A 24376-nucleotide genomic window follows, 5' to 3' on the forward strand; every position below is an offset into this window, starting at 1 on the left:
CTGCACCTGCCATCACCGACCCTTGTTGTCCGGTTCGCCACCCGGTTCCCTCTGCTCATCCGCCGACGCCGGTGCCGGTTCCACCGTGGGATCGGCCCCCTCGTCGATGGCATCCCACATGGTCCGCTCCGACATGCCCGCCGTAACGTCGGCAGTCTCACCGCGTACCGCCTCACGGCGCGCTGCCGGCGCCGCGTAGCGCGCCCCGGCCGTCGTGCCGGTACCCGCCGAACGCATCAAGATCACCGCTGCGACCAGCGTGATCACCGCCGCGAGCAGCGCTGTGCCCGCGCCGGCATGGAACCGCTGCGAGCCCACCAGGTCCGCGACCTGCACCCCCGCCAGCCCTGCGGCGCGCACCGCGATGTCGTGAACCACCCACTGACTGACACCCAGATATCCGATCCCGGCACTGCACGCGGCCACCAACACGGCCACCGCCCGCAGCAACCGTCCCCGCACCGCCAGTGCGACGACGGCGGCGGCCAGCAGCACCAGTGCAAGTGGCACCAGTGCGGTCGACCAGGCGGCGCCATTGAGCGTCGTGGTCTTCGGCTGGCCGAGACCGTCGGCCGAATTGATCTGCACCCACGGCAACCGGGAGGCCACCCAGAGTGCGAGAGCGCCGAGAACCAGCAACCCCTGCGCGGCCCTGATCATGACGTCTCGGTCTGCAGCGGCTCGCGCAGCGTCTCGGCAGCGGCAACGGCGGCCAGCACCGCCTTGGCCTTGTTGGTGGCCTCGTTGTACTCATAAGGGCCGTTGGAGTCGGCGACGACTCCCCCGCCGGCCTGGACATAGGCGGTGCCGTTGCGCATCAGCGCGGTCCGGATGGCGATGGCGAAATCGGCGTTGCCGGCGAAATCGAGATATCCGAGTACCCCGCCGTAAAGGCCGCGTCTGGTCAGCTCGACCTCCTCGATGAGCTCCATGGCCCGCACCTTGGGCGCACCGGACAGGGTGCCCGCCGGGAAGCACGCGGTGACGGCGTCGAGCGCGGTGCTGCCCTCGGCGAGCTGCCCGGTGACCGTGGACACCAGGTGCATGACGTGGCTGTAGCGCTCGATATGGCTGTAGTCCTCGACGCGGACCGTGCCGGGTTCCGACACCCGCCCCAGGTCATTGCGGCCAAGGTCCACCAGCATCAGGTGCTCGGCGCGTTCCTTCTCGTCGGCGAGCAGTTCCTTTTCCAGCAGCAGATCCTCTTCCTCGGTGTCCCCGCGCCACCGGGTACCGGCGATCGGATGGGTGGTCGCCTTGCCGTCGACGACGGTGACCAGCGCCTCCGGACTGGACCCGACCACCGAAAAGTCAAGTCCGCCTTGGGCGTCGGGCACATTGAGCAGGTACATGTACGGGCTGGGGTTGGTGGCGCGCAGCATCCGGTAGACGTCGAGCGGGTCTGCGGTGGTGGTCATCTCGAAACGCTGCGAGGGCACCACCTGGAAGGCCTCACCGGCCTCGATATCGCCGACCAGCTTCTCGACGATGGCGGTGTACTCCTCGACGCTGCGTTGCGCCCGGTACTGCGGGACCGGCCTGCTGAAGGTGGCGACGCTGGATCCCAGCGGCTCGGCCAGCGCGGCGGTCATCACGTCGAGGCGCCGCACCGCATCGTCATAGGCATCGTCGACGCGTTCGTCGGTGCCGTTCCAGTTCACCGCGTTGGCGATCAGGGTGATGGTGCCCTCGTGGTGGTCGACGGCGGCGATATCGGTGGCCAGCAACAGCAGCATGTCCGGCAGGCCGAGGTCGTCGGTGGCGTACTCGGGTAGCCGTTCCAACCGCCGCACCAGGTCATAGGCGAAGAACCCGACCAGGCCGGAGGACAGCGGCGGCAAGCCGGGCAGCGCGGCGGTGGCGAGTAGGTCCAGCGTCGTCCGCAGCGCGGCCAGCGGGTCGCCGCCCGACGGCGCCCCCTGCGGTGTGGTGCCCAGCCAGACTGCCTCGCCGTCGCGCACCGTCAGCGCCGACGGTGCGCCGGCACCGATGAACGACCAGCGCGACCAGGAGCGGCCGTTCTCCGCCGATTCGAGCAGGAACGTGCCCGGCCGGTTGGCGGCCAGCTTCCGGTAGGCCGACAGCGGGGTTTCGCTGTCGGCGAGCACCTTGCGGGTCACCGGCACCACACGATGGCCGGCGGCGAGGTCCCGGAAGTCCGCGCGCGCGGTCGTGACGGCCAGGGTGTCGGCGGGCGTTGGTCGTTGCACGCGGCCAATCCTCCCAGACGCCGAACCCGTGCCGGGCGTAGCGTGGGCAGCCGTGACTCTTCTGAAGACCGGCGACCAGGTGGCCGAGTTCGAACTGCCCGACCAGACCGGCACACCCCGCAGCCTGACCGCGTTGCTGGCGGACGGTCCGATCGTGCTGTTCTTCTACCCCGCGGCCATGACACCGGGGTGCACCAAGGAGGCCTGTCACTTCCGCGACCTGGCGGGTGAGTTCGCCGCCGTCGGCGCCTCCCGGGTCGGCATCAGCACCGATCCGGTAGACAAGCAGGCCAAGTTCGCCGAGCAGCAGCGTTTCGACTACCCGCTGCTCTCTGATGCCGACGGCGCCGTCGCCGGCGCCTTCGGCGTCAAGCGCGGCCTGCTCGGCAAGTTCATGCCGGTCAAGCGCACGACGTTCGTGATCGACACCGACCGCCGGATCCTCGACGTCATCTCCAGCGAGCTCAGCATGGACACCCACGCCGACAAGGCACTCGAGGTCCTCAGGTCGCGTTGACCGCGTGCAGAACCGCCGCCATCGACGCACCGAGCACCGAATCGCTGCGCCCACACGACCAGCCGGCCCGGTGCTCCAGATAGCTGACGGCGGTGGCACCGACCGACTGCTGGGTGAGACTCAAGATCTCGACGGGACGCCCGGCGGTGGCCAGCGTCCGGGTGAGCGCCTCGACCGGCCCGATGCCATGGTGCGCGCCGGTGTGGATGCACCCGTCGACGACGAGGGTGATCTCGGTGGTCCCGTCGGCGCCGGTGTGCCAATCCTTGAGCTGTACCGGACCGTCCGCAGCCAGGTAGGCACCTTCGAACAGCGCCAGCAGTTCAGTGGAGTCGATCTCGACCCCGCTCTGTTCGGTGCGTGCCTGCACGCGTCGAGCGAAATCCATCTGCAGCGGGCGCGGCAGGTCCAGCCCGTGGTCTGCCTGCAGCAGATAGGCGATACCGCCCTTGCCGGACTGTGAGTTGACCCGGATCACGGCCTCGTAGGTGCGCCCGATATCGGCCGGGTCTATCGGCAGATATGGGACCCGCCAGTCGATTTCGCTTTCTGGACGGCCGGTCGCCGCAGCCCTGGCCCGATGCTCGGCCAGCCCCTTCTTGATGGCGTCCTGGTGGGTGCCGGAGAACGCCGTGTGCACCAGATCGCCCACATATGGGTGTCGCTCGTGAATCGGCATCCGGGTGCAGTGGACGACCGTGCGGGCAACCTCGTCGATATCGGAGAAGTCGATCTTCGGGTCGACGCCCTGGGCATAAAGGTTCAGCGCCAGCGTGGCGATGTCGACATTGCCGGTCCGTTCGCCGTTGCCGAAAACGCAGCCCTCGACCCGCTGCGCGCCGGCCAGTACCGCGAGTTCGGCACAGGCAATCCCGGTTCCGCGATCGTTGTGCGGGTGCACCGAGAGGATGACGCTGTCCCGGCGGGCCATGTTGCGGTGCATGTATTCGATCTGATCGGCATAGACATTGGGCGAGGCAACCTCGACGGTCGCCGGCAGGTTCAGGATCACCGGTCGATCGGGAGTCGCCGACCACAGCTGCGTCATGGCATCGCAGATCTCCAGGACGTAGTCCGGTTCGGTCAGGTTGAAGACCTCAGGGGAGAACTCGAAGCGGATACCGGGGCGCTCTCCGACCAGCTCGAGCACATCGCGACCGCCGGCGAGGATCAGCTCACGCAGCTCGGCACGGTCCTTGCCCAGCACTGCGGTCCGCCACGTCGGGGCGGTCGCGGTGTACAGGTGGATGACCACATCGTTGCCGATACCGCGTACCGATTCCACGGTGCGCTCGATGAGGTCACGCCTGGCCGGGGTGAACACCACGATGGTGACGTCCGACGGTGCGATATCGGATTCGGCGATGAGTCGGACGAAGTCGTAATCGGTCTGCGACGCGGACGGATACCCCACCTCGATTTCCTTGTACCCCATGGCGACCAGCAGTTCGAAGAACCGTTTCTTGCGCGCGGGGTCCATGGGTTCGGCGAGCGCCTGATTGCCGTCGCGCAGATCGACCGGCACCCACAGCGGCGCTTCGACGAGTCTGGCATCGGGCCAGTGACGTTGCCGCAATGGAACTTCCACACGATCGTAGATATCGGTGTAGCGGTGCCACGGCATCGGAGACGGTTGTTGACGGTTCCAGTTCACGAGCGTTTTCCTTGTCGGTCGGTCAGAGTTCCGACCGGCGCGACGAAGCCCCACGACAGGGGGCCGGTCAGTCAGACCCTGTCGAGGCGACGAAGGAGAAGCTGGCGCGTCATGATGGCTAGACTGTACACGACTCCTCAGACAAGTAGAGAGGTCGCCACAGATGGTGATTCAGGTGCAACGACACCCGCTGGCGGCACAAGCCGCCGAACTGCTGTTGAACCGGATCCGCGACGGTGAATGGCCGCTCGGGCATCGGATACCCGGTGAGACAACGCTTGCCGCCCAATTGGGCGTGGGGCGCTCAACCGTGCGCGAGGCCATCCGAGAACTCGCCGGCCGTGGTGTCCTCGAAAGCAGGCAGGGTGCCGGTGTGTTCGTCACCGCACTGGACACCGCCGAGGACTGGGACGTCGTCCTGCGCCGCGCCACCATCGCGACAGTCGTGGAGGCGCGCATCGCGATCGAGTCCGAGGCGGCTGCGCTGGCCGCCGGTCGTCGGACACCGGCGGATCTGCGGGAGATCCGCCGCACGCTGGCCGCTCGCGGCGTGGAAGGCCGCTCGATCCCCGACCACGTCGACGCCGATATGGCGTTTCACCGCGCGGTGATCGCGGCCGCACACAACGAGGTGCTCCTGGGCCTGTTCGACGCCTTCCTGCCGCGCTTGCGTGCCGCCATGATCGACATGCTCAGGATCGCACCCGTGGCCAGTGCGGCCGCCGACCACGATTGCCACCGCGAACTGGCCGACGCCATCACCGCACGCTCCCCCGCTGCCGCGTCCGCGGCCAGCCGAACCCACCTGAGCACACTGCAGGAGACCTTCTCATGACGCCCGTCCTCGAGCTCGCCGATGTCACGTTCCGCCGGGACGGCAAGCAGATCATCGACGGCATCTCGCTGACGGTGCAGGCCGGCGAGCAGTGGGCACTGCTCGGTCCGAATGGGGCCGGTAAGAGCACCCTGCTGGGTTTCTGTGCGGCAGTGACGTTTCCGAGCAGCGGCACGGTCACCATCCTGGGCGCGCGGATGGGCACGACCGATCTGACGGTGCTGCGCCGCTCGATCGGTCACGTCAACCCCCGGCACCGGCTGCAGTACCCGCTGACCGTGCGTGAGGTGGTGCTGACCGGTGTCACCGCCACCGTCGACACCGCGGCGCGCTGGACCCCGAGTGCCGAACAGATCCGGCGCGCCGATGAGCTGATCGATACCGTCGGGCTCACCGCTCGCGCCGACGCGGTGTGGCCCACGCTGTCCCACGGTGAGCGCGGCCGCACCTTGATCGCACGTGCCCTGATCGCCGATCCGAAGCTCCTGCTGCTCGACGAACCCAGCACCGGACTGGACGTCGCGGCGCGCGAACAGCTGCTGGACACCATCGACACACTGGCCCACACGCATCCGGAGATGGCGTCGATCCTCGTCACCCACCACCTCGAGGAACTGCCGATCAGCACCACCCACGCCGTGCTGATCGGTCAGGGTCGCACCGTGGCCAGCGGGCCTGCCGTCACGACGGTGACCACCGAGCACGTCAGCGCGGCATTCCGGCATCCGGTGACCGTCGGGTTCGAGGACGGCCGGTGGAGCGCGCGGGCCACCCGCGGACAGGCGCGAAGCTAGTTCTGCGCCGCCGCATTGCGGCGGCGCCGCGCCTCACGGTGCCGCGTCACGGGCGCGGTGTCGATGACCCGATGGGCCATCGTCGCCAGGAAGCGCGCGGGCTGCAGGTTGGCAGGCACGGCGTCATGGCGGATCACCACATTGGGTAGCGCCGCCAAGGCCTGATCGACGGCCGCCGTTTCGACATCGACGATCTCGAACAAGGTGTCCGGGTCCGCCTTCTCGACGCTGTCGACCTCGTCGTCGGCGATCTCCCCGATATCGGCCACGCCGTCGTCATAGTCGATCATCACCAACGCGACCGCGTGGTACGCGTCATCCTCGGTACCGAGCTTGCCGAGCAGGTCGACCATCCATTCCGCCTTGTCCGGTTCGGAGGTCAGGATGGTCGAGCGCAAACCGTAGACGAACCCGAGGGCGGCAAGCGGGTGGCGCAGCCGCAGGTTCTTGGCATCGCCGTAGCTCTCCTCGACGCGGTTCGCGGCGTTCTTGCCGAAGCTGGAATCCATCCGCTTGGTGCTGATCAGCAGTTCGGGACCGGTGTCCCAGTCGGACATGATGACGTCGACCTGCTTCATATAGTGCTTGCCCAAGACACTGGCGCTGGAAGCGGATACACCCTTCATCGAGCGCCGGAGCCGCTGCTCGATCAGCTGGCGCTCTCGCACCGGCAGCGCTTGAAGTAGATGGGAGATTGCACCGGGCATGATGCGCGGGTCGGTCGGACGCGGCCACACCGCGTCGGGATCGAAACCGGCACGGCGCAGCTCGTAGGACATCCACACGTCGAGCGCCAGGGCGGGTACGCCGGTGGTCGAGGGTGCACCCAGATACAGCGGCACGCCCAGCAGCTTGCGCAACACCCGAAAATCCGGCTCGAAGCTCAGCACATCACCGGTGCGGACCCACGGGTTGGTGTGCTGGCCGCCGGGTGCCGCATCGGCGACGATCCGGTCGAAGATGGCCCACGCGGTGGCCTTCGTGGACGGTTCAGCGGGCACGGCGCGACCTTACCGCCCGCCGCGATGCCAGCGAATGACGAGCCGCCCGAACGGATTCCAGATCGGCGTCCAGACCCAGCGCATCATCGACGAGCGCCACCGCATCGAGCAGTCGGCCACGCGAGAGCAGACCGGCCACACCGCGCCGTGTCGCGCGCAACGCGGGCGCCCGGTCGGCCACCACCTCGGGTGCGGGTACCAGCCAGCGATCCGCTTCCCGCGGTTCGATTTTCAGCACCCCGCCGCCGTAGGCACGCCCCACCATCTCTGCGTGCAACACCGTCACCGAGTTCAGCGCGGCCAGCGGTAACAGGTCACGGCCGAGCGCGGCGTGCTCGGCGCGCAGGTACACCCCGTGCACCGAATTCAGGTGATGGGCGTGCGCGCGATTGGTGACCAGTCGCGGTGTATCGGCGTTCATACAGGTCAGCAGCAGGTCCGCCGGGGCCAGCAACGGAACCCGGTACCACGGTGTGCGGACGCGACATTTGTAGGCCAGGTGCACCCCGGCGGCCTGGCCCGCCGCGATGTACCGCCGCGCGGCGGACGAGGGACGATCACCGGGCCGGAACAGGTGCACCGCACGTCCTTCGGCGCCGAGGGCGCCGAGTTGCTGGGCCGAGAGTGCCAGCCCGCGCAGATGGGCGCTGCCCGGCGGCGACAACGTCAGCAGGTCACCGTCGTCGAGACCGAGTTCGGCGACACGCTCCGGCGACAACGCAAAATAGCCGTTGTTACCGGTGACCATGCCGAGCGTGGTCTCACCCCAGCGTTCCAGCACGTCGAACCGACCCGCGGCCTGCAGGCCGTGCAGGACCTCGACCGGGCGTTGCCCTATCAACCCGCTGACCCATTTGTCCGATGGATCGGAGGGCGACCAGTGCCGTTGTACCAGTTCGGCATCCAGCGAATCCGCGTTGCGGGCACGGTGGATGACGGCATGCCCGGAGGGACCCGCGTCGAACCCGTCGGCCAGCAGCAGCACCACATCGGCCTCGGCCCCCGGGAAGACCTGCTCGTCGAACATCACCAGCTCGACGCTGGCGAACCGGTCGAACAGGAACTTGCGGACCGCGGCGGCATAGTTGACGCTGAGCAGTTCGGCGGGCAGCACCAACGCCATCCGGCCGCCGGGGGTCAGGAACAGCGCGGAATGCACGGTGAATGCGGCCCAGCTGGACGCCAAAGCCGAGAGGGTCACCCCCGCATGCAGCGCCGCGCGGCGCGACTGGGCCCGCTGCTTACCGCGGAAGTCTTGATAACGGATATAGGGCGGATTGCCCAGCACCGCGGTGTAGGTGGGCCGCGGGGCGACATCGAAGAAATCAGCGGTGCGAACCGTCGCCCTGCCCCCGGCCTGGGCCACCCGGCGGCGGGCGGTGGCCGCGCTGGCGGCGTGGATCTCGACACCGTGCAGCTCGGGGGTTTCGACCCCCAGGCTGCGCAGCCGTTCGGTGGCCGCGACCAGGAAGGCCGCATCACCGGCGGAAGGTTCGAACACCGTGTCCGCGGGCTCACGGACGGCCCAGTCGGCCAGGTAGCGGGTGATCGACGGCGGGGTGAAGAACGCACCGCGCGCCTTACGTGCGGCAGCGCTGTCTTCGGTCACCCCGTCATTCTCAACGATGGCACCGACAAAACCGGTCAGCCGTCCCCGAGCAGTTGGTCGGCGTCGAAACAACTGTGGTCACCGGTGTGGCACGCGCCGCCCACCTGGTCGACCTCCAGCAGCACACTGTCGCCGTCACAATCCAGCCGCACCGAGTGCACGTACTGGGTGTGACCGGACGTGGCACCCTTGACCCACTGCTCGCCGCGCGAGCGGGAGAAGTAGGTCGCCTCGCGGGTTTCCAGCGTGCGGGCCAACGCATCGTCGTCCATCCAGGCCACCATCAGGACGTCACCGCTGCCACGCTCCTGGACGACGGCGGTGAACAATCCGGCATCGTTGCGTTTGAGCCGCGATGCGATCGCGGGGTCGAGAGCCATCAGCTCAGTCCTCGGCTCTTCGCGCAAGCGCTCATCGCACCTCGATGCCGTCGGCGGCCATCGCGGCCTTCACCTCACCGATGGTCAGCTCGCCGAAATGGAAGACGCTGGCGGCGAGCACCGCGTCGGCACCGGCGTGCACCGCGGGCGCGAAATGATCCACCGCTCCCGCGCCACCGCTGGCGATCACCGGCACCGAGACGGCCTCGCGGACCGCGTGCAACATCGGCAGGTCGAAACCGGCCTTGGTGCCGTCGGCGTCCATCGAGTTCAGCAGGATCTCCCCCACCCCCAACTCGGCGCCGCGGCGGGCCCATTCGACGGCGTCGATACCGGTGCCCCGGCGTCCACCGTGGGTGGTCACCTCCCAGCCAGACGGAGTCGGCGGTTCGCCCTCGGGCACCGTGCGGGCATCCACGCTCAGCACGATGCACTGCGAACCGAACTGGCGGGACAACTCGGCAAGCAGTTCCGGGCGTGCGATCGCGGCGGTGTTGACCGAGACCTTGTCCGCACCGGCGCGCAGCAGGATGTCGACATCGGCGACCGACCGGACGCCGCCACCGACGGTCAGCGGGATGAAGACCTGCTCGGCGGTACGACGCACCACCTCGAGCATGGTGCTACGTCCCGACGAGGAGGCGGTGACGTCAAGGAAGGTCAGCTCATCGGCCCCGGCGGCGTCGTAGGCGGAAGCCAGCTCAACCGGATCACCGGCATCCCGGAGGTTCTCGAAGTTGACACCCTTGACCACGCGGCCGTCATCGACGTCCAGGCACGGGATCACCCTGACTGCGATGGCCATGTCAGTAATCCTCCGGTGCCCCGGCGGCGGCCACCAACTCCAGGATGTCCTGATGGATACCGGGCGCGGCGGCCAACGCCGATTTCGATTCGATGGTCCAGGGTTGTCCGGCCAGGTCGGTCACGATCCCACCGGCCGCCCGCACCAACGCGACACCGGCCGCGTGGTCCCAGACATGGTGACCGAAACTGATTGCCCCGCCCAGAATTCCGGCCGCCACATAGGCCAGATCGACCCCGGTGGCGCCGTGCATGCGGATCCGCGAGGACACCCGACTCAGGTTGGCAAGCACCTCGACGCGGTAGCGGCCGGGAAACCGGCCGTGCGAGTCGATGTTGAAGGTCTGGATACCGATGATGGATTCGGCCAGCCCGGTGTTGCCCAGGGCGGGCAGCTCGATGCCGTTGTCGCGCAACGGCGCTCCGACCATGGCGGTGTACCGGTTGCCGACGAACGGCAGCCAGGTCAGCCCGGCAACCGGAGTTCCCTCATGGAGCAGCCCGAGCAGGATCGCGGCCATCGGTGAGCCTGCCGCGTAGTTGAACGTGCCGTCGATCGGGTCGAGCACCCAGACGAGCTCGGAATCCAATGATTCCCCGCCGAATTCCTCGCCATGAACCCCGATGCCGGTGCGCTCGGTCAGCGCGGCCACCACCTGCCGCTCGATGGCCAGGTCCACCTCGGTGGCGAAATCGTTGCCCTGCTTGCGCACCGCCGAGTCGGCACGGTGGCCTGCCACGAACGGGCCCGACGCCTCGTCGAGGATCTCGGCGGCCATCGTGACCAGGCCCGCCAGCTGACCGGGTTCGAGCATCAGCCGCTGACCGCGCTGAGTGCCTCGGGAAGGGTGAATCGCCCGGCGTAGAGCGCCTTTCCGACGATGGCGCCCTCGACCCCACGATCGGTCAGGGTGGCGATGGCCCGGAGATCATCGAGGCTGGACACGCCGCCGGAGGCGATCACCGGCGCATCGGTACGCTCGGTCACCGATGCCAGCAGCTCGAGATTGGGGCCGTTGAGGGTGCCGTCCTTGGTGACATCGGTGACGACGAAGCGCGAACAGCCCTCGCCGACAAGGCGATCCAGAACCGGCCACAGGTCGCCGCCGTCGGTTTCCCAGCCGCGTCCGCGCAACCGGTACTCACCGTTCTCCAGCTTCACGTCGAGACCGACGGCGACCTTGTCACCGTGCTCGGCGATCGCCGCGGCGCACCACTGCGGGTTCTCCAGCGCGGCGGTCCCGAGGTTCACCCGTCGGCACCCGGTGTCCAACGCGGCCCGCAGCGACTCGTCGTCCCGGATACCACCGGACAGTTCCACCGCAACGTCGAGCTTTCCGACGACCTCGGCGAGCAGTTCACGATTGGAACCGCGGCCGAAGGCCGCGTCCAGATCGACCAGATGGATCCACTCGGCACCGTCGCGCTGCCAGCCCAATGCCGCATCCAGGGCCGATCCGTACTCGGTCTCGCTGCCGGCCACGCCCTGCACGAGGCGTACCGCCCGGCCCTCGACGACATCGACGGCGGGAAGAAGAATCAATGACACGTGCGGTTACCTTACTTGTCGTCTCAAACGAGGCTGTCGACCCAGTTGCGCAACAGCGTTGCACCGGCGTCGCCGCTCTTCTCCGGATGGAATTGGGTGGCAGAGAGCGCGCCGTTCTCGACGGCGGCCAGGAAAGGCACCTCATGCGTTGCCCAGGTCAGCGTCGCGTCGGCGGCGCCGGTCCAGCTCTGTGCCGCATACGAGTGCACGAAATAGAACCGAGTATCGGTGTCGAGGCCCTTGAACAGCGTGCTGTCCGATGGCGCGGCGACGGTGTTCCACCCCATGTGCGGGATGACGGGAGCATCCAGGCGCGTCACCGCACCCGGCCACTGAGCGCACCCGCGGGTCTGCACCCCGAACTCGACGCCCTCGGTGAACATGATCTGCATTCCCACGCAGATCCCCAGTACCGGCCGCCCGGCCGACACGCGCTCGGCGATCAGTCGCTCACCGTCGATCGCGCGTAGGCCGGCCATGCATGCCTCGTACGCGCCCACACCCGGTACCACCAGACCGTCGGCCTCCAGCGCCGCGGCCGGATCGGCGGTGACCTCGACCTCGGCGCCGGTGCGCTCCAGGGCACGCTGCGCCGAGCGCAGGTTCCCCGAACCGTAGTCGAGAACGGTGACCTTCTTCGAAAGTCCCACGATTACAACGTGCCCTTGGTCGAGGGCACACCGGTGACCCGCGGATCGAATTCGACCGCCTGGCGCAGCGCGCGGGCGACGGCCTTGTACTCGGCCTCGGTGATGTGGTGCGGATCGCGACCGTAGAGGGTGCGCACGTGCAGCGCAATGCGCGCGTTGAAGGCCAGCGACTCGAACACGTGCCGGTTGATGACGGTGTGATACGGCGCGGTCGAACCGGCGCCGGATCCGGCGATGGTGAACTCCACCATGTAATCCGGCTCGCCGGTGTGCACGAAATACGGTCGGCCCGACACGTCCACCGCGGCATGGGCCAGCGTCTCATCCATCGGGATGAAGGCGTCCCCGAAGCGGCGGATACCCCGCTTGTCGCCTAGGGCCTGACCGAGCGCCTGGCCCAGCACGATGGCGGTGTCCTCGATGGTGTGATGCCCCTCGATCTCGGTGTCGCCCTTTGCGTGCACGGTGAGATCGAAGCTGGCATGGCTGCCCAGCGCGGTCAGCATGTGGTCGAAGAACGGCACGCCGGTGGTGATGTCGACCTGGCCGGTGCCGTCCAGGTCGATCTCGACGACGATGTCCGATTCGCGGGTCTTGCGTTCGACCTTGGCCCGGCGGCTCATGAGACTCCTTGGTTCTGCGTTAGGACGCCGGATTCGGCGATCGTGGCACTCACATCGAGGAAGACATCGTTCTCTTCGGCGAGGCCGACGGTGGTCCGCAGGTGGCCGGGCACGCCGACATCGCGGATCAGCACGCCGGCATCGAGATAGCGCTGCCAGACGGCCGGGGCATCGGCGAAGCCGCCGAAGAGCACGAAGTTGGCGTCACTGGGGATGACGCGATACCCCATGTCCGTCAACGCCGACGCGATCCGGCCGCGCTCGGCGATCAGTGTCTGCACACTGCCCAGGGTTTCGTCGGCATGACGCAGCGCCGCGCGCGCTCCGGCCTGCGTCAGCGCGGACAGGTGATACGGCAGCCGGACCAACAGGATCGCGTCGATCACAGCGGGATCGGCGATCAGGTAACCCAGCCGGCCGCCGGCGAAGGCGAACGCCTTGCTCATGGTGCGGGTGACGATGAGCTTGGCCGGATGGTCCGCGATCAGCCCGACGGCGCTGGGCTGGGAAGAGAATTCGCCATATGCCTCGTCGACTATGACCACACCCGGCGCGGCGTCGAGCACCCGGCGCAGCTCGTCCGGTGTGACGCTCTGACCCGAGGGATTGTTCGGGCTGGCCAAGAACACCACATCGGGCCGGTGCTCGGTGATCGCCGCGACGGCACGGTCGGTGTCCAGGCCGAAGTCCTCGGCGCGGGCCGCCTCCAGCCACTGGGTCTGCGTGCCGTCGGAGATGATGGGGTGCATGGAATAGGACGGCACGAAACCGATGGCGCGCCGGCCAGGACCGCCGAACGCCTGCAGCAACTGCTGCAGGATCTCATTCGAACCATTTGCCGCCCAGACGTTGTCGACGCCGACCTCGACGCCGGTCTGGGTGCGCAGGTACTCCGCCAGATCGGTGCGCAGGGCCACCGCGTCGCGATCGGGGTAGCGGTGCAGTTCGGCAGCCGCATCACGCACGGACTCGGCGACATCGTCGACGAGCGCCTGGGTCGGCGGATGCGGGTTCTCGTTGGTGTTCAGCCGCACCGGCACCGCCAGTTGTGGTGCGCCGTAGGGGGATTTGCCGCGCAGGCTGTCGCGCAACGGCAGGTCGTCGAGGGTGATCTTGGCCGCACTCACTGTTCGAACCTCCGCCGGACGGCCTCGCCGTGAGCGGGCAGATTTTCCGCCTTGGACAACGTGATCACATGACCGGCCACATCTTTGAGTGCGGCCTCGTCGTATTCGACGACGTGGATACCGCGCAGGAACGTCTGCACCGACAATCCGCTGGAGTGCCGGGCACACCCCGCGGTGGGCAGCACGTGATTCGATCCGGCACAGTAGTCACCGAGGCTCACCGGGGACCACGCCCCGACGAAGATCGCACCGGCCGAGCGCACCCGGGCAGCGACCGCCGCGGCATCCTCGGTCTGGATCTCCAGATGCTCGGCGGCGTAAGCGTTGACGACCTTCAACCCGGCCTCGACGTCATCGACCAGCACGATGGCCGACTGCTTTCCGGTCAGCGCGACGGTGACGCGCTCGCGATGCACGGTGGTCTCCAGTTGCGCCCGCACCTCGGCATCGGCGGCGTCGGCCAGGGCGACGCTGTCGGTGACCAACACGCTGGCGGCCATCTCGTCATGCTCGGCCTGGCTGATCAGATCCGCCGCGATGTGCCGCGGGTCGGCGGTGTGATCGGCAAGGATCGCGATCTCGGTGGGGCCGGCCTCGGCGTCGATACCGACCTGGGAGCGGCAGATCCGTTTGGCCGCGGTGACGTAGATGTTGCCGGGCCCGGTGATCATGTCCACCGGGGCCAGCTCTTCACCCGAGGTGTCGATACCAGTCCCCGTCGCTCCGCTCGCCCCAGCGCCGCCGTAGGCCAGCAGCGCCACCGCCTGCGCGCCACCGACCGCCCACACCTCGTCGACGCCCAGCAGCGCGGCCGCGGCCAGGATGGTCGGGTGCGGCAGACCCTGGAAGGCCGGCGGGTTCGACGCCTGCGGCGGGCTCGCGATCACCAGCGAGTCGACACCGGCGGTCTGCGCCGGCACGACGTTCATCACCACGCTCGACGGGTAGACGGCGTTACCACCGGGCACATAGAGCCCCACACGCTCGACGGGCACCCAGCGTTCGGTGACGACGGCACCGGGACCGAGCGTCGTCGTCGTGTCGGTGCGGCGCTGATCGGCGTGCACGACCCTGGTGCGCTCGATGGCGACCTCGAGGGCGGCCCGCACATCGGCATCCAGGAGCCGGAGCGCCTCGTCCAATTTCTCGGCGGGCACCCGGACGGTGTCGGGGCGTACGCCGTCGAACGACTGACCGTATTCCAGCGCGGCCACGGCGCCGCGGGCCATGACATCGTCGACGATCGGACGAACCGTGGGCACCACGGCGTCGACGTCGACCCCACCGCGCGGCAGGGTGCTGCGCAGCCGGGCCACGGAAAGGTCCGCACCACGCAGGTCGATGCGGGACATGAGCGATCCTGATGACGTCACAGGACTATTGTCCCAGAGCAGGCCAAATCGAATTCGGGAGCCGTCATGTCCGCGTCACCGTCACGAAAAGAACATCCCAACAATGCCGTCGGCGTGCCGATGCTGGTGCCGCCCGCGCTGGAGAACTTCCAGATCAAGTACATCAACCCGCTGATGACACCGCTGAGCCGCAAGCTGCCCGGGATGAGCGTCATCCGGCATACCGGCCGCACCTCCGGCACCGCCTATGAGACGCCGGTCACCGCCTATCGCAAGGGCGATGTCCTGGCCATCGGACTGATCCACGGCAAGACCAACTGGGTCAAGAACGTGCTGGCCGCCGGCTCGGCGGACATCAAGGTATCCGGCAAGGATCTGCACGTGGTCAACCCACGGGTCCTGCCCGCAGGCACGGTCGACCGATCGCTGCCGTTCCTCGCCCGGGTGATGCTGCGCAAGACCGGGGTGTTCGTCGCCGATATCGCCTGAGTCCGGTCGGCCGAACCCGGTTGCACCCGCCTGGGACAATTCCAGGTCATGACCTGGCAGGTATGGCTGGCGTTCCTGGGCGCAGCAATCGCGATCAGCATCGTTCCCGGCCCCGGCGCGGTGCAGTCGATGGCCACCGGGATGTCCGAGGGGCTGCGGCGCGGCTGGTACAGCGTGCTCGGGTTGCAGATCGGCCTGATGCTGCAACTGGTGTTGGTCGCCGCCGGTGTCGGTGCCGTCGTCGCGGGTTCGGCGGTCGCGTTCACGATCGTCAGATGGCTCGGCGTGGCCTACCTGGCCTACCTGGCGATCCGGCAATGGCGCACAGCACCAAGGGATCTGCGCGACGAGATGGAGGCCGCGGCGCCGGGCAGCCGGCGCGGTCTGCTACTGCGCGGATTTCTGGTCAACGCGACCAACCCGAAGGGGCTGGTGTTCTTCCTGGCCGCACTCCCGCAGTTCGTCGACCCGGGCATGCCGCTACTGCCGCAGTATCTGACGATCGGGATGACGATGCTCGCCGTCGACATCGTGGTCATGGGCATCTATACCGGTCTGGCCGGGCGGATGGTCGGCTGGCTGCACAACGCTCGGCAGCAGACCCTCCTCAACCGCGCCATCTCGACGATGTTCGCCCTGGCCGCCGTCGTGCTGTCACTGGTCCGCCGGGCCACGCCCGCCTGAGTCAGCAAATCCCATTTGGGCGCATTTTCTTGTCCGAGGAAGCCTTTTCCGCGCCGATGAATCGCGACAGCGATGACACCCACTCCATGGACTCCGCACGCTCTAAACTGACAACACCGTAAATACACGCAGAAACCGCTGGTGTGCCGTAACTTCTGGCGCATGGCCGATCCCACTGCGCCGCCTCGCCGGCGCCGATTGACCCAGAAACCAGCCGCCTTTGCGCTTGGGCTCGGCATCCTCGCGGTGCCTCTGATACCGGTGACAGCTAATGCGGTCCTCCCAGAACGGGACTGGTCGGCCGATGCCGAGGAGGTCACGCCGGTGGAGTTGACCACCGACGGCGGTGAACAGGTCGCGGTCGACGTCATGGACGGCTGGCAGATCATCGACAGCGGATCGTCGGTGGTGATGCACGCTGACGGCAGCGTCGTCATGATCCAGGCCTATGACCGGATGGACCGCGACCCCGCAGCGGTGGCCCAGCGCCTGATGCGGGCCAACCGTCTCGAAGGGGTCAGCGCCGCACTCGACGGCGGGGTGATCAGCGGCACCGACTCCACACTCTCCGGCGATACCTGCGTCGCGGTGACCACCGACACCACCGGGACGTGCGCCTTCCTGTACGACGACGATGTCGTCGTATCGGTGATCGCCCTCACCGGCCCGGACAGCCAGGGCCCCGACATCAAAACCATCGCCGGCCTGATCAGCAGGGAGACGCAGCAGTGACCCAGACCGAGGCCCCCGCCACGTCCGCACCGAACGTCGCCCCGGGACCCATCGGACCGGCCCGGGTACCGGTGGTGTACCGGCCGCGGTCGGCGGTGTTCTGGCTGTACGTGATCACCCTGGTGCTGAGCACCTACCTGCTGCTGAGCGCCGACGGCAGCGCCTTCGGCATGGTGCTGGATGCGCAGCTCTGGCTGGCGCCCCTGTGGATCGCCTTCATCGTCGTGCTGTTCTGGTTGATGTTCAAATTCGACCCGTACCGCAGTGCGCGGCGCTACCCGCAGGCGCTGCTCGCCGGAACCGCACTCGGGGGCACCACCGCATTGGTGATGGCCGTCAACGGCAACGCCGCACTCGCCGGCGTCTGGTCGCGGTATCTGTCGCCGGAGACGATGGCCGCCTGGGAAGCCTCTCTCACCGCGCCGATCATCGAGGAAGCTTCCAAGGGTATGTGCGCCGCGGTCATCCTGGTGCTGTGCTCGTCGGTGTTCCACCGGATTTCGCACGCCCTGTTGGTCGGGATGTTCGTCGGGTTCGGCTTCGATGTCATGGAGGATCTGACCTACGCGACCCGCGAGGCGATCTACAGCCTGGACTCCGATCTCGCCGGTGCCATGCCGAACCTGATCCAGCGGGTGCTGACCGCCGTTCCTGCGCACTGGGCCTACACGGGGTTGTTCGCGGTGGGCGTCATGCTGCTGCTGCCCACCTTCACCGGTCCGCCGCAGTGGTCCTATGCCCGCCGGGTGCTGCTGGCCCTACCGCTGATGGCCACCGCGTCCTTCATGCATTTCTTCTGGGACTCACCCATCGGCGGCGGATTCGTCAAGATCGGCGTCACCCTGGTGGTGTTCCTGATCCCGGTGTTGTGGTTGCTGCGTTTCGAACGTCAGTGGGTGACCGAACGCATCGCCGCCGGACGCTCCGACGGGACACTTGCCGCGGTGCCCGATGAGGTTCTCGACTCACTGCAGACGGGCAAGGCGCGGCGCCGGCTGCGCAAGCAGGCTCGGCGTAGCGGCGGACGGCGCGCCAAGAAGGCGATGCGGCAGGCGCAGAACGATGCGCTGGAACTGGTGCAGTCCGCGGGCTAACTGTCCAACCCGATGTCGAGCACCCGGACCGAATGGGTGAGCGCGCCCACGGCAAGATAGTCGACCCCGGTGGCGGCATACGCCGCCGCCGACTCCAGCGAAAGGCCGCCCGAGGACTCCAGTTTGGTGGCCGGCGAGCGGCTGTCGCGGCGTTGCACCGCGATCTGGGTCTGCCACACCGGAAAGTTGTCCAACAGCACCAATTCGACGTCGGCACCGAGGATGTCGTCGAGCTGCTCGAGCGAATCGACCTCGACCTCGCACGCGATATCCGGCGCGGTCGCCCGCACCGCCGCAAGGGCGGCGAGCACCGAACCGGCCGCGGCGACATGGTTGTCCTTGATCAACGCGGCATCACCGAGCCCCATCCGATGGTTGACGCCACCACCGACCCGCACGGCGTACTTCTGCAGGGCGCGCATACCGGGCAGGGTCTTGCGGGTGTCCCGGATTCGCGCAGCGGTCCCGTTCACCGCGTCGACCCATCGGGCTGTCGCGGTGGCGATTCCGGACAGATGGCAGACCAGATTGAGCATCGTGCGCTCGGCCGTCAACAGTCCCCTGGTGGGTGCCTGCACCCGCAGCAGCGCCTGACCTGGCTGCACCCGGGTGCCATCGGCCAGCCGCTCGAGCACGGTGTAGCCATCGGCACCCAGCACGGCGTCGAGCACCAGGACGGCCACGTCTATACCGGCGGCGACACCGTGCTCACGCGAGGCCATGACCGCGGTGGTGACGGCGTCCGCGGGCACCGTTGCCTCGGTGGTGACATCCGGTCCGTAGCGCAGGTCCTCGTCCAGCGCGCGCTCGATGAGGGCACGCGCCTCGGCGCGTTCGGTATCGGTCAGTCCGTGCACCTGCACTCCGTTCATCAGCTTGCCGCCAGCGGTGCGACCACTTTCGGCGCACCGGAATCATCGAGCCGCACGGTGGCGCTGTGCGCCTGGGCATCATCGCTGTCGGGATGGTCCGCGCGGTGGTGACAACCGCGGGATTCGTTGCGCGCCAACGCCGCCGCGGCCACGGCTCGTGCCGTCAGGGTAAGCGCCGCATCCTCGACACGCTCCCGGTCGGTCAGCGGACGCTCGACGGCACCGGTGAGCACCGCGGTCAGCTGGTCCAGCCCGGCGGCATCGCGAACGACCGAGGCATCGCGACTCATGGCGTGCTGCAGCGTGCTGCGCTCCAGCATCGGCGCGCGTGGCGGGCCGTCGAACACCGCATGGGTGGCTCCCGCCTGCTCGGCGTGCGCGGCCGCGGCCCGGCCCGCGCGTCCGCCGACGACAAGGCCTTCCAGCAGACTGTTGGAGGCCAGCCTGTTGGCGCCGTGCATGCCGGTGCGGGCCACCTCGCCCGCGGCGAACAAGCCTGCCAGTTCGGTACGGCCGTGCACATCGGTGTGCACTCCCCCACAGCTGTAATGTGCACCGGGCACCACCGGGATCGGTTGGCGGACCGGGTCGATGCCGGCGGCCCGACAGGCGGCGGTGACGGTCGGAAAGCGTTCGGCGACATCGGGCACGCGGGTCGCATCTAGGTAGACGCAGGCGTCCCCGGTGGCGCGCAGGCGCGCATCGATCGCGGCGGCGACCACATCCCGTGGCGCGAGGTCGCCGAGTGGATGCACACCCGCGGTCACCGAATCACCGTGACGGTCGACGAGAATCGCCCCCTCACCGCGCAGGGCCTCGGTGACCAGCGGTCGGCGCCCACCGGCCGTGCCGGTGAACAGCATCGTCGGGTGGAACTGGACGAATTCGATATCACCGACCCCGACGCCGGCCCGCAATGCCAGGGCCACACCATCGCCGGTGGAACCCACCGGGTTGGTGGTGGCGGCATACAGATGGCCCAACCCGCCGGTGGCCAGGATGACCGATGGCGCATGCAACAGTCCCGGGCCGGCCTCGCTGTGCACCAGCACACCGGTGACACCGGCGCCGTCCCGGCAGATCTGCACCGCCACATGGTGATGGCGGATATCCAGCTGCGCCGCAGCCGCATCGAGGGCGCGCTGCACCTCGGCTCCGGTGGCATCACCGCCGGCGTGGATGATGCGGCGACGGGTGTGACCACCCTCGCGGGTCAGCGACCACTGCCCGGGCCGGGATTCGTCGAACCGGGCCCCATCGGCTACCAGCTCCGACACCGCCGCGTATCCGTAGGCGACGATGGATCGCACGGCGTCGGCATCGCACAACCCACCACCGGCGGCCACCGTGTCGGCCACATGCGCCTGCACCGAATCCTGGGTGCTCGGCAGGACCACGGCGATCCCGCCCTGGGCATAGAAGGTGGCCGTCTCGCCGACCTTGCTGAGCACCACGACCTTTCGGCCCGCCCGCGCCGCCGCCAGGGCCGCGACCAATCCGGCGACCCCGGTCCCGATGACGACGACGTCAGCGCGCTGCTGCCAGAAGCCGGCACCACCGCACGAGCTGGTCCCCCGGGTCGCTGCGCTCCCGCCCCCGGGGGCGCTCATTCCCCGCCGCCGGGCTGCCCGATCTCGATCATGCGCTGGACACTCTTACGTCCGGCCGCGGCGACGTCGGCATCGACGTGCACCTCATCGGCGCCCTCGACCAGGCACCGCAGCAACGCGGCCGGGGTGATCATCTTCATATAGCTGCACGATGCCCGGTCGTTGACCGCGAGGAAGTCGACTTCCGGTGCAGCCCTGCGCAACTGATGCAGCATGCCGACCTCGGTGGCGACCAGCACCTGGCGGGCGCGGGTCTCGCGTGCAGCATCGAGCATGCCACCGGTGGACAGGATCTTCACCCGCTCCTCGGGTACGGCACCCTCACCGGCGAGGTACAACGCCGAGGTGGCACAACCGCACTCGGGATGCACGAACAACTCGGCATCCGGGTGCGAGCGGGCCTGCGCGGCCAGTTCGTCGCCGTTGATACCGGCATGCACATGGCATTCACCGGCCCAGACGTGCAGATTCTTGCGGCCGGTGACACGGCGGACGTGCGCACCCAGGAACTGATCCGGGCAGAACAGCACCGTGCGGTCTTCGGGGATGGAGGCGACGACCTCGACCGCGTTCGACGAGGTGCAGCAGATGTCGGTGAGCGCCTTGACCGCGGCGGTGGTGTTCACATAGGACACCACGACGGCGTCGGGGTACTCGTCCTTCCAGGCCCGCAGTTCTTCGGCGGTGATGGAGTCGGCCAGCGAGCAGCCGGCGCGCTGATCCGGAATGAGCACCGTCTTGTCCGGGCTGAGGATCTTCGCCGTCTCGGCCATGAAGTGCACGCCGCAGAAGACGATGGTGTCCTCGGATGCCTCGGCCGCGATGCGCGACAGTGCCAGCGAGTCGCCGACGTGGTCGGCGACATCCTGGATGGCCGGTAACTGGTAGTTGTGCGCCAGCAGCGTCGCGTTCCGCAGATCGGCGAGCCTGCGCACCTCGGCGGCCCACTGCCCGTCGGGCACGATGCCGCCGTATCCGCCGGGGCCGTCGACGATGCGTGCAGCCAGCACGCTGTTGAGTGCGCCGGTGCGATCCAGGACCGTCATGGCAGTCTCCTTTTGCCTACCGAGGTTTTCGACTTATGATCGAAAACATGGCTCATCGTAGCACCGAGCACGAGGTACTCGCCGTCGTGCTCCAGGTTCGCCGCCTGGACACCAAGAACCCCCAGCTCAGCGTGCTGTTATGGGAACGTGCGATGGATCCCGAACGCGGCGCCTGGGCACTGCCCGGCGGCCGCCTGCGCCATGACGAGGACATGATCAGTTCAGTTCGGCGCCAGCTCGCCGAGAAGGTCGACCTGCGCGAGCTGACCCACCTGGAGCAGCTCGCGGTGTTCTCCGACCCGGCCCGGGTGCCGGGGGCGCGCACCATCGCATCGACCTTCCTCGGACTCGTGCCCTCCCCCGCCACCCCCGCGCTACCACCGGACACCCGCTGGCACCCGGTGTCGAACCTGCCACCGATGGCCTTCGACCACCGCACCATGGTCGAGAACGCATGTGCTCGGTTGATCGCCAAGCTGTCCTATACCAATATCGGTTTCGCCTTGGCGCCAAGGGAATTCGCGTTGTCGACCTTGCGGGACATCTACAGCGCGGCACTGGGACACCCGGTGGACGTGACCAATCTGCAGCGGGTGCTGGAGCGGCGGCAGGTGATCACCAGGACGGGCACCACGGCGCGTTCCGGCCGCAGCGGCGGGCGGCCCGCGGCGCTCTACCGGTTCACCGAGGACAGGTATCGGGTGACCGACGAGTTCGCAGCGTTACGGCCACCGGGGTGAGTCGGACTGGATTCTTAGACGGTTCTTAAGTAACAATGCCCGGATGGACTTTGGCAGCTCCGCCGTATCGGATGCCGAATGGATCGGCGCCGTCCCGCATGAGGCGCTCGATCGACGCGCTCGCCCGCAGCTGCCCGAGGACGATCCGTTCTATGTGGCTCCCGAGGGTTTCCAGCACGCCACCCCGGGCACCGTGCTGCGCAGCCGAGACGTCGAGCTGGCCTTCCTCGGCCTGATCCCGCAGCAGATCCGGGCCGTGCAACTGTTGTACCGAACCACCGATATGAACGGCAGGCCCGAGGCCGCCGCCACGACGATCGTCGTCCCGGCAGAGCGCGGACCCGAGCAGGTCTGCCCGCTGGTCTCCTACCAGTGCGCGATCGACGCGATCACCTCGCGATGCTTCCCGTCCTACGCCCTGCGTCGCCACGCCATGGCGCCCGGTTCGGTGCCGCAGTTCGAGATGCTGCTGGTGGCCGCCGCGATCGCCGAAGGCTGGGCGGTCTCGGTGCCCGACCACGAAGGCGTCAACGGCAGCTGGGGCACCCCGTACGAGCCCGGCTACCGTGTGCTGGACGGGCTGCGGGCGGCCCTGGGCTCCGAACAGCTCGCACTCTCCCCCGAGGCGCCGATCGGCCTGTGGGGCTACTCCGGTGGCGGACTCGCCAGTGCCTGGGCCGCCGAGATGAGCGGAAGTTACGCGCCCGAGCTGAACATCGTCGGTGCCGTCCTGGGCTCCCCGGTCGGCGATCTGGGCCGCACGTTCCGCAAGCTCAACGGCACCTTCGCCGCGGCCCTGCCCGCGCTGGTCGTCGCCGCGCTGGCCGATGTCTACCCCGGTCTGCAGCGGATCATCGCCGAGCACACCAGCGAGTACGGCCGTGACCTGCTGGACCGGCTGCACCACATGACGACGGTGGAAGCCATCGTGCGGTTCTGGCGCACCGATATGGGCGATCTGCTGGATCAACCGCTGGAGCAGATCCTGTCCACTCCCGAAGTGCAGCACGTCTTCGACGACATCAAACTCGGCGCCGCGGTGCCGACGCCACCGGTGCTGATCATCCAGGCCGTGCACGACGAGATCATCTCGGTGGACGGTATCGACGAGTTGGCCGACACCTACTCCTCGGGCGGTGCACACGTGACCTACCACCGGGACATGTTCAGCGAGCATCTGCTGCTGCACCCGATGTCCGCCCCGATGGCGTTGCGCTGGCTGTCCGATCGCTTCGCGGGCCGACCACTCGGCGCCAACCTGGCGCGCACCACCTGGCCGACGCTGTTCAACCCGTCGACCTACCGCGGTATGGCGCGGTTGGCGGTCATCACGGCGAAGGTGCTGACCGGACGGCGCCTTCGCCGGCTGCCGCTGTCGGTCCTGGATCGCTGACCGGCACGACCGGCGGGTAGATCCCGGTGTAGTGCACGGGCGGCCACGCACCGAGATCGTCACGAGAGGCCGATACGGCCAGCAACGCATATGTCATCGCTGCCACCGCGGCCGGCAGCAGGAACGTGGCGGCCACGATGAGCGGGCCGTGCCCGAAGAACACCGCGGGTGCCTCCGACACGTAATGGACACGGTCGGTCTCGGTGACCGGGGCGGTGTTCACGTCGATGCTGCCGTAGCGCCAATGGACCAGCGCCGCACCGAGTCCGGCCGCGACCCCCGCCGCGCCCGCCGCGCCGGCCGACAGCGCGGCCAGCAGCACCGGACCGCGATGGGCCCGCCATTGCCAGACCGCCACGGCGGCGACGACGGCGACCACGCCCGCGAAGCCGACGAGCAGGAACGCCCCGAGGAAGAGCTGGTCGGAATCGTTGCCCAGGTAGGCCTTGACCCGGTCGCCGGAGCGGGTGAGCGCGACGATGCCGCGAGCGGGTGGTGCCAGCCATGCCCACAGCGCACCGACCGGCACGCCGGTCACCAGCAGCGCGAGGAACACCCGCAATGCGGCGGTCGGCCGCGTGGTGCGCGGCATTGTCGCTGGTTCGGCGATG

The 24376-nt window shown here is 68.3% G+C and carries 26 protein-coding genes; 9 read left to right on the forward strand and 17 right to left on the reverse strand.

Features of this window, described 5'->3' with window-relative positions; translation table 11 throughout:
* Window positions 1-12: 12 nt before the first annotated feature.
* Together IC40_RS0115155 and IC40_RS0115160 are read right to left on the reverse strand one after the other, a co-directional pair.
* Window positions 13-660 carry a TIGR02234 family membrane protein gene (locus IC40_RS0115155; protein ID WP_030135551.1) on the reverse strand — a complete coding sequence of 216 codons (648 nt, stop codon included), beginning with the start codon at window positions 658-660 and terminating at the stop codon, window positions 13-15.
* Complete coding sequence (locus IC40_RS0115160) at window positions 657-2210, reverse strand: anthranilate synthase component I (protein WP_030135552.1); 1554 nt, start codon at window positions 2208-2210, stop codon at window positions 657-659. The genes IC40_RS0115155 and IC40_RS0115160 overlap by 4 nt, the downstream gene beginning before the upstream one ends.
* A 52-nt stretch (window positions 2211-2262) precedes the next feature.
* Here IC40_RS0115160 and IC40_RS0115165 point away from each other — a divergent pair, with 52 nt between their 5' ends.
* On the forward strand, window positions 2263-2727 hold the full coding sequence (locus IC40_RS0115165; RefSeq protein ID WP_030135553.1) for a peroxiredoxin: 465 nt from the start codon (window positions 2263-2265) through the stop codon (window positions 2725-2727).
* Here IC40_RS0115165 and IC40_RS0115170 read toward each other — a convergent pair.
* Window positions 2714-4351 (reverse strand): 2-isopropylmalate synthase, encoded by a 1638-nt coding sequence (locus tag IC40_RS0115170; RefSeq protein ID WP_030135554.1) that lies wholly within the window; start codon window positions 4349-4351, stop codon window positions 2714-2716. The genes IC40_RS0115165 and IC40_RS0115170 overlap by 14 nt on opposite strands.
* 193 nt (window positions 4352-4544) lie before the next feature.
* Here IC40_RS0115170 and IC40_RS0115175 point away from each other — a divergent pair, with 193 nt between their 5' ends.
* Window positions 4545-5216 carry a FadR/GntR family transcriptional regulator gene (locus IC40_RS0115175; RefSeq protein WP_030135555.1) on the forward strand — a complete coding sequence of 224 codons (672 nt, stop codon included), beginning with the start codon at window positions 4545-4547 and terminating at the stop codon, window positions 5214-5216.
* Window positions 5213-6010 (forward strand): ABC transporter ATP-binding protein, encoded by a 798-nt coding sequence (locus IC40_RS0115180; RefSeq protein ID WP_030135556.1) that lies wholly within the window; start codon window positions 5213-5215, stop codon window positions 6008-6010. The genes IC40_RS0115175 and IC40_RS0115180 overlap by 4 nt, the downstream gene beginning before the upstream one ends.
* Here IC40_RS0115180 and IC40_RS0115185 read toward each other — a convergent pair.
* From IC40_RS0115185 to hisD, 10 genes are read right to left on the reverse strand one after another with little or no spacing between them, the layout of a single operon-like run.
* Window positions 6007-7011, reverse strand: coding sequence for a hypothetical protein (locus IC40_RS0115185; protein WP_030135557.1), 1005 nt, complete (start codon window positions 7009-7011; stop codon window positions 6007-6009). The two genes, IC40_RS0115180 and IC40_RS0115185, sit on opposite strands and share 4 nt — an antisense overlap.
* Window positions 7001-8620 (reverse strand): N-6 DNA methylase, encoded by a 1620-nt coding sequence (locus IC40_RS0115190; protein WP_191293424.1) that lies wholly within the window; start codon window positions 8618-8620, stop codon window positions 7001-7003. The genes IC40_RS0115185 and IC40_RS0115190 overlap by 11 nt, the downstream gene beginning before the upstream one ends.
* Window positions 8621-8655: 35 nt before the next feature.
* On the reverse strand, window positions 8656-9000 hold the full coding sequence (gene hisI / locus IC40_RS0115195; protein WP_030135559.1) for a phosphoribosyl-AMP cyclohydrolase: 345 nt from the start codon (window positions 8998-9000) through the stop codon (window positions 8656-8658).
* A 31-nt stretch (window positions 9001-9031) separates the two neighbouring features.
* Window positions 9032-9805 carry an imidazole glycerol phosphate synthase subunit HisF gene (gene hisF / locus IC40_RS0115200; protein WP_030135560.1) on the reverse strand — a complete coding sequence of 258 codons (774 nt, stop codon included), beginning with the start codon at window positions 9803-9805 and terminating at the stop codon, window positions 9032-9034.
* 1 nt (window position 9806) lies between these two features.
* Complete coding sequence (locus IC40_RS0115205; RefSeq protein ID WP_030135561.1) at window positions 9807-10619, reverse strand: inositol monophosphatase family protein; 813 nt, start codon at window positions 10617-10619, stop codon at window positions 9807-9809.
* Window positions 10619-11353, reverse strand: coding sequence for a bifunctional 1-(5-phosphoribosyl)-5-((5-phosphoribosylamino)methylideneamino)imidazole-4-carboxamide isomerase/phosphoribosylanthranilate isomerase PriA (gene priA, locus IC40_RS0115210; RefSeq protein ID WP_030135562.1), 735 nt, complete (start codon window positions 11351-11353; stop codon window positions 10619-10621). Before priA ends, IC40_RS0115205 begins: the two co-directional genes overlap by 1 nt.
* Before the next feature lie 23 nt (window positions 11354-11376).
* Window positions 11377-12003 carry an imidazole glycerol phosphate synthase subunit HisH gene (gene hisH, locus IC40_RS0115215; protein ID WP_036460680.1) on the reverse strand — a complete coding sequence of 209 codons (627 nt, stop codon included), beginning with the start codon at window positions 12001-12003 and terminating at the stop codon, window positions 11377-11379.
* Window positions 12004-12005: 2 nt separating this feature from the next.
* Window positions 12006-12626, reverse strand: coding sequence for an imidazoleglycerol-phosphate dehydratase HisB (gene hisB / locus IC40_RS0115220; RefSeq protein WP_030135564.1), 621 nt, complete (start codon window positions 12624-12626; stop codon window positions 12006-12008).
* The gene (locus IC40_RS0115225; protein ID WP_030135565.1) at window positions 12623-13753 is read right to left on the reverse strand and encodes a histidinol-phosphate transaminase; all 1131 of its coding nucleotides are present in this window, start codon (window positions 13751-13753) and stop codon (window positions 12623-12625) included. The genes hisB and IC40_RS0115225 overlap by 4 nt, the downstream gene beginning before the upstream one ends.
* The gene (gene hisD, locus IC40_RS0115230) at window positions 13750-15105 is read right to left on the reverse strand and encodes a histidinol dehydrogenase (RefSeq protein WP_030135566.1); all 1356 of its coding nucleotides are present in this window, start codon (window positions 15103-15105) and stop codon (window positions 13750-13752) included. Before hisD ends, IC40_RS0115225 begins: the two co-directional genes overlap by 4 nt.
* A gap of 66 nt (window positions 15106-15171) precedes the next feature.
* Here hisD and IC40_RS0115235 point away from each other — a divergent pair, with 66 nt between their 5' ends.
* From IC40_RS0115235 to IC40_RS0115250, 4 genes are all read left to right on the forward strand, one after another.
* Window positions 15172-15594 (forward strand): nitroreductase family deazaflavin-dependent oxidoreductase, encoded by a 423-nt coding sequence (locus tag IC40_RS0115235; RefSeq protein WP_030135567.1) that lies wholly within the window; start codon window positions 15172-15174, stop codon window positions 15592-15594.
* A 48-nt stretch (window positions 15595-15642) separates the two neighbouring features.
* Entirely contained in the window at window positions 15643-16278 is a 636-nt protein-coding gene (locus IC40_RS0115240; protein ID WP_030135568.1) for a LysE family transporter, read from the forward strand.
* Window positions 16279-16440: 162 nt separating this feature from the next.
* The gene (locus IC40_RS0115245; protein WP_051936848.1) at window positions 16441-17010 is read left to right on the forward strand and encodes a hypothetical protein; all 570 of its coding nucleotides are present in this window, start codon (window positions 16441-16443) and stop codon (window positions 17008-17010) included.
* On the forward strand, window positions 17007-18104 hold the full coding sequence (locus tag IC40_RS0115250) for a PrsW family intramembrane metalloprotease (RefSeq protein ID WP_090559059.1): 1098 nt from the start codon (window positions 17007-17009) through the stop codon (window positions 18102-18104). Before IC40_RS0115245 ends, IC40_RS0115250 begins: the two co-directional genes overlap by 4 nt.
* Here IC40_RS0115250 and nadC read toward each other — a convergent pair.
* Genes nadC through nadA form a run of 3 tightly spaced genes read right to left on the reverse strand, consistent with a single transcriptional unit; the run spans window position 18101 to window position 21632 of the window.
* Window positions 18101-18976, reverse strand: a complete 876-nt coding sequence (gene nadC, locus IC40_RS0115255) for a carboxylating nicotinate-nucleotide diphosphorylase (RefSeq protein WP_030135571.1) — start codon at window positions 18974-18976, stop codon at window positions 18101-18103. The two genes, IC40_RS0115250 and nadC, sit on opposite strands and share 4 nt — an antisense overlap.
* The gene (locus IC40_RS0115260) at window positions 18976-20586 is read right to left on the reverse strand and encodes an L-aspartate oxidase (protein ID WP_030135572.1); all 1611 of its coding nucleotides are present in this window, start codon (window positions 20584-20586) and stop codon (window positions 18976-18978) included. Before IC40_RS0115260 ends, nadC begins: the two co-directional genes overlap by 1 nt.
* Window positions 20583-21632, reverse strand: coding sequence for a quinolinate synthase NadA (nadA, locus tag IC40_RS0115265; RefSeq protein WP_030135573.1), 1050 nt, complete (start codon window positions 21630-21632; stop codon window positions 20583-20585). The genes IC40_RS0115260 and nadA overlap by 4 nt, the downstream gene beginning before the upstream one ends.
* A gap of 47 nt (window positions 21633-21679) precedes the next feature.
* Between nadA and IC40_RS0115270 the strand changes: the two genes are divergently transcribed.
* Window positions 21680-22372, forward strand: a complete 693-nt coding sequence (locus IC40_RS0115270; RefSeq protein ID WP_030135574.1) for an NUDIX hydrolase — start codon at window positions 21680-21682, stop codon at window positions 22370-22372.
* 43 nt (window positions 22373-22415) lie between these two features.
* The gene (locus tag IC40_RS0115275) at window positions 22416-23765 is read left to right on the forward strand and encodes a lipase family protein (protein ID WP_030135575.1); all 1350 of its coding nucleotides are present in this window, start codon (window positions 22416-22418) and stop codon (window positions 23763-23765) included.
* Here IC40_RS0115275 and IC40_RS0115280 read toward each other — a convergent pair.
* Window positions 23701-24357, reverse strand: a complete 657-nt coding sequence (locus tag IC40_RS0115280) for a DUF2567 domain-containing protein (RefSeq protein ID WP_234797853.1) — start codon at window positions 24355-24357, stop codon at window positions 23701-23703. The two genes, IC40_RS0115275 and IC40_RS0115280, sit on opposite strands and share 65 nt — an antisense overlap.
* Window positions 24358-24376: the final 19 nt, after the last annotated feature.

It is taken from the genome of Mycolicibacterium neoaurum ATCC 25795 (assembly GCF_000691525.1).
Taxonomy (GTDB): Bacteria; Actinomycetota; Actinomycetes; order Mycobacteriales; family Mycobacteriaceae; genus Mycobacterium; species Mycobacterium neoaurum.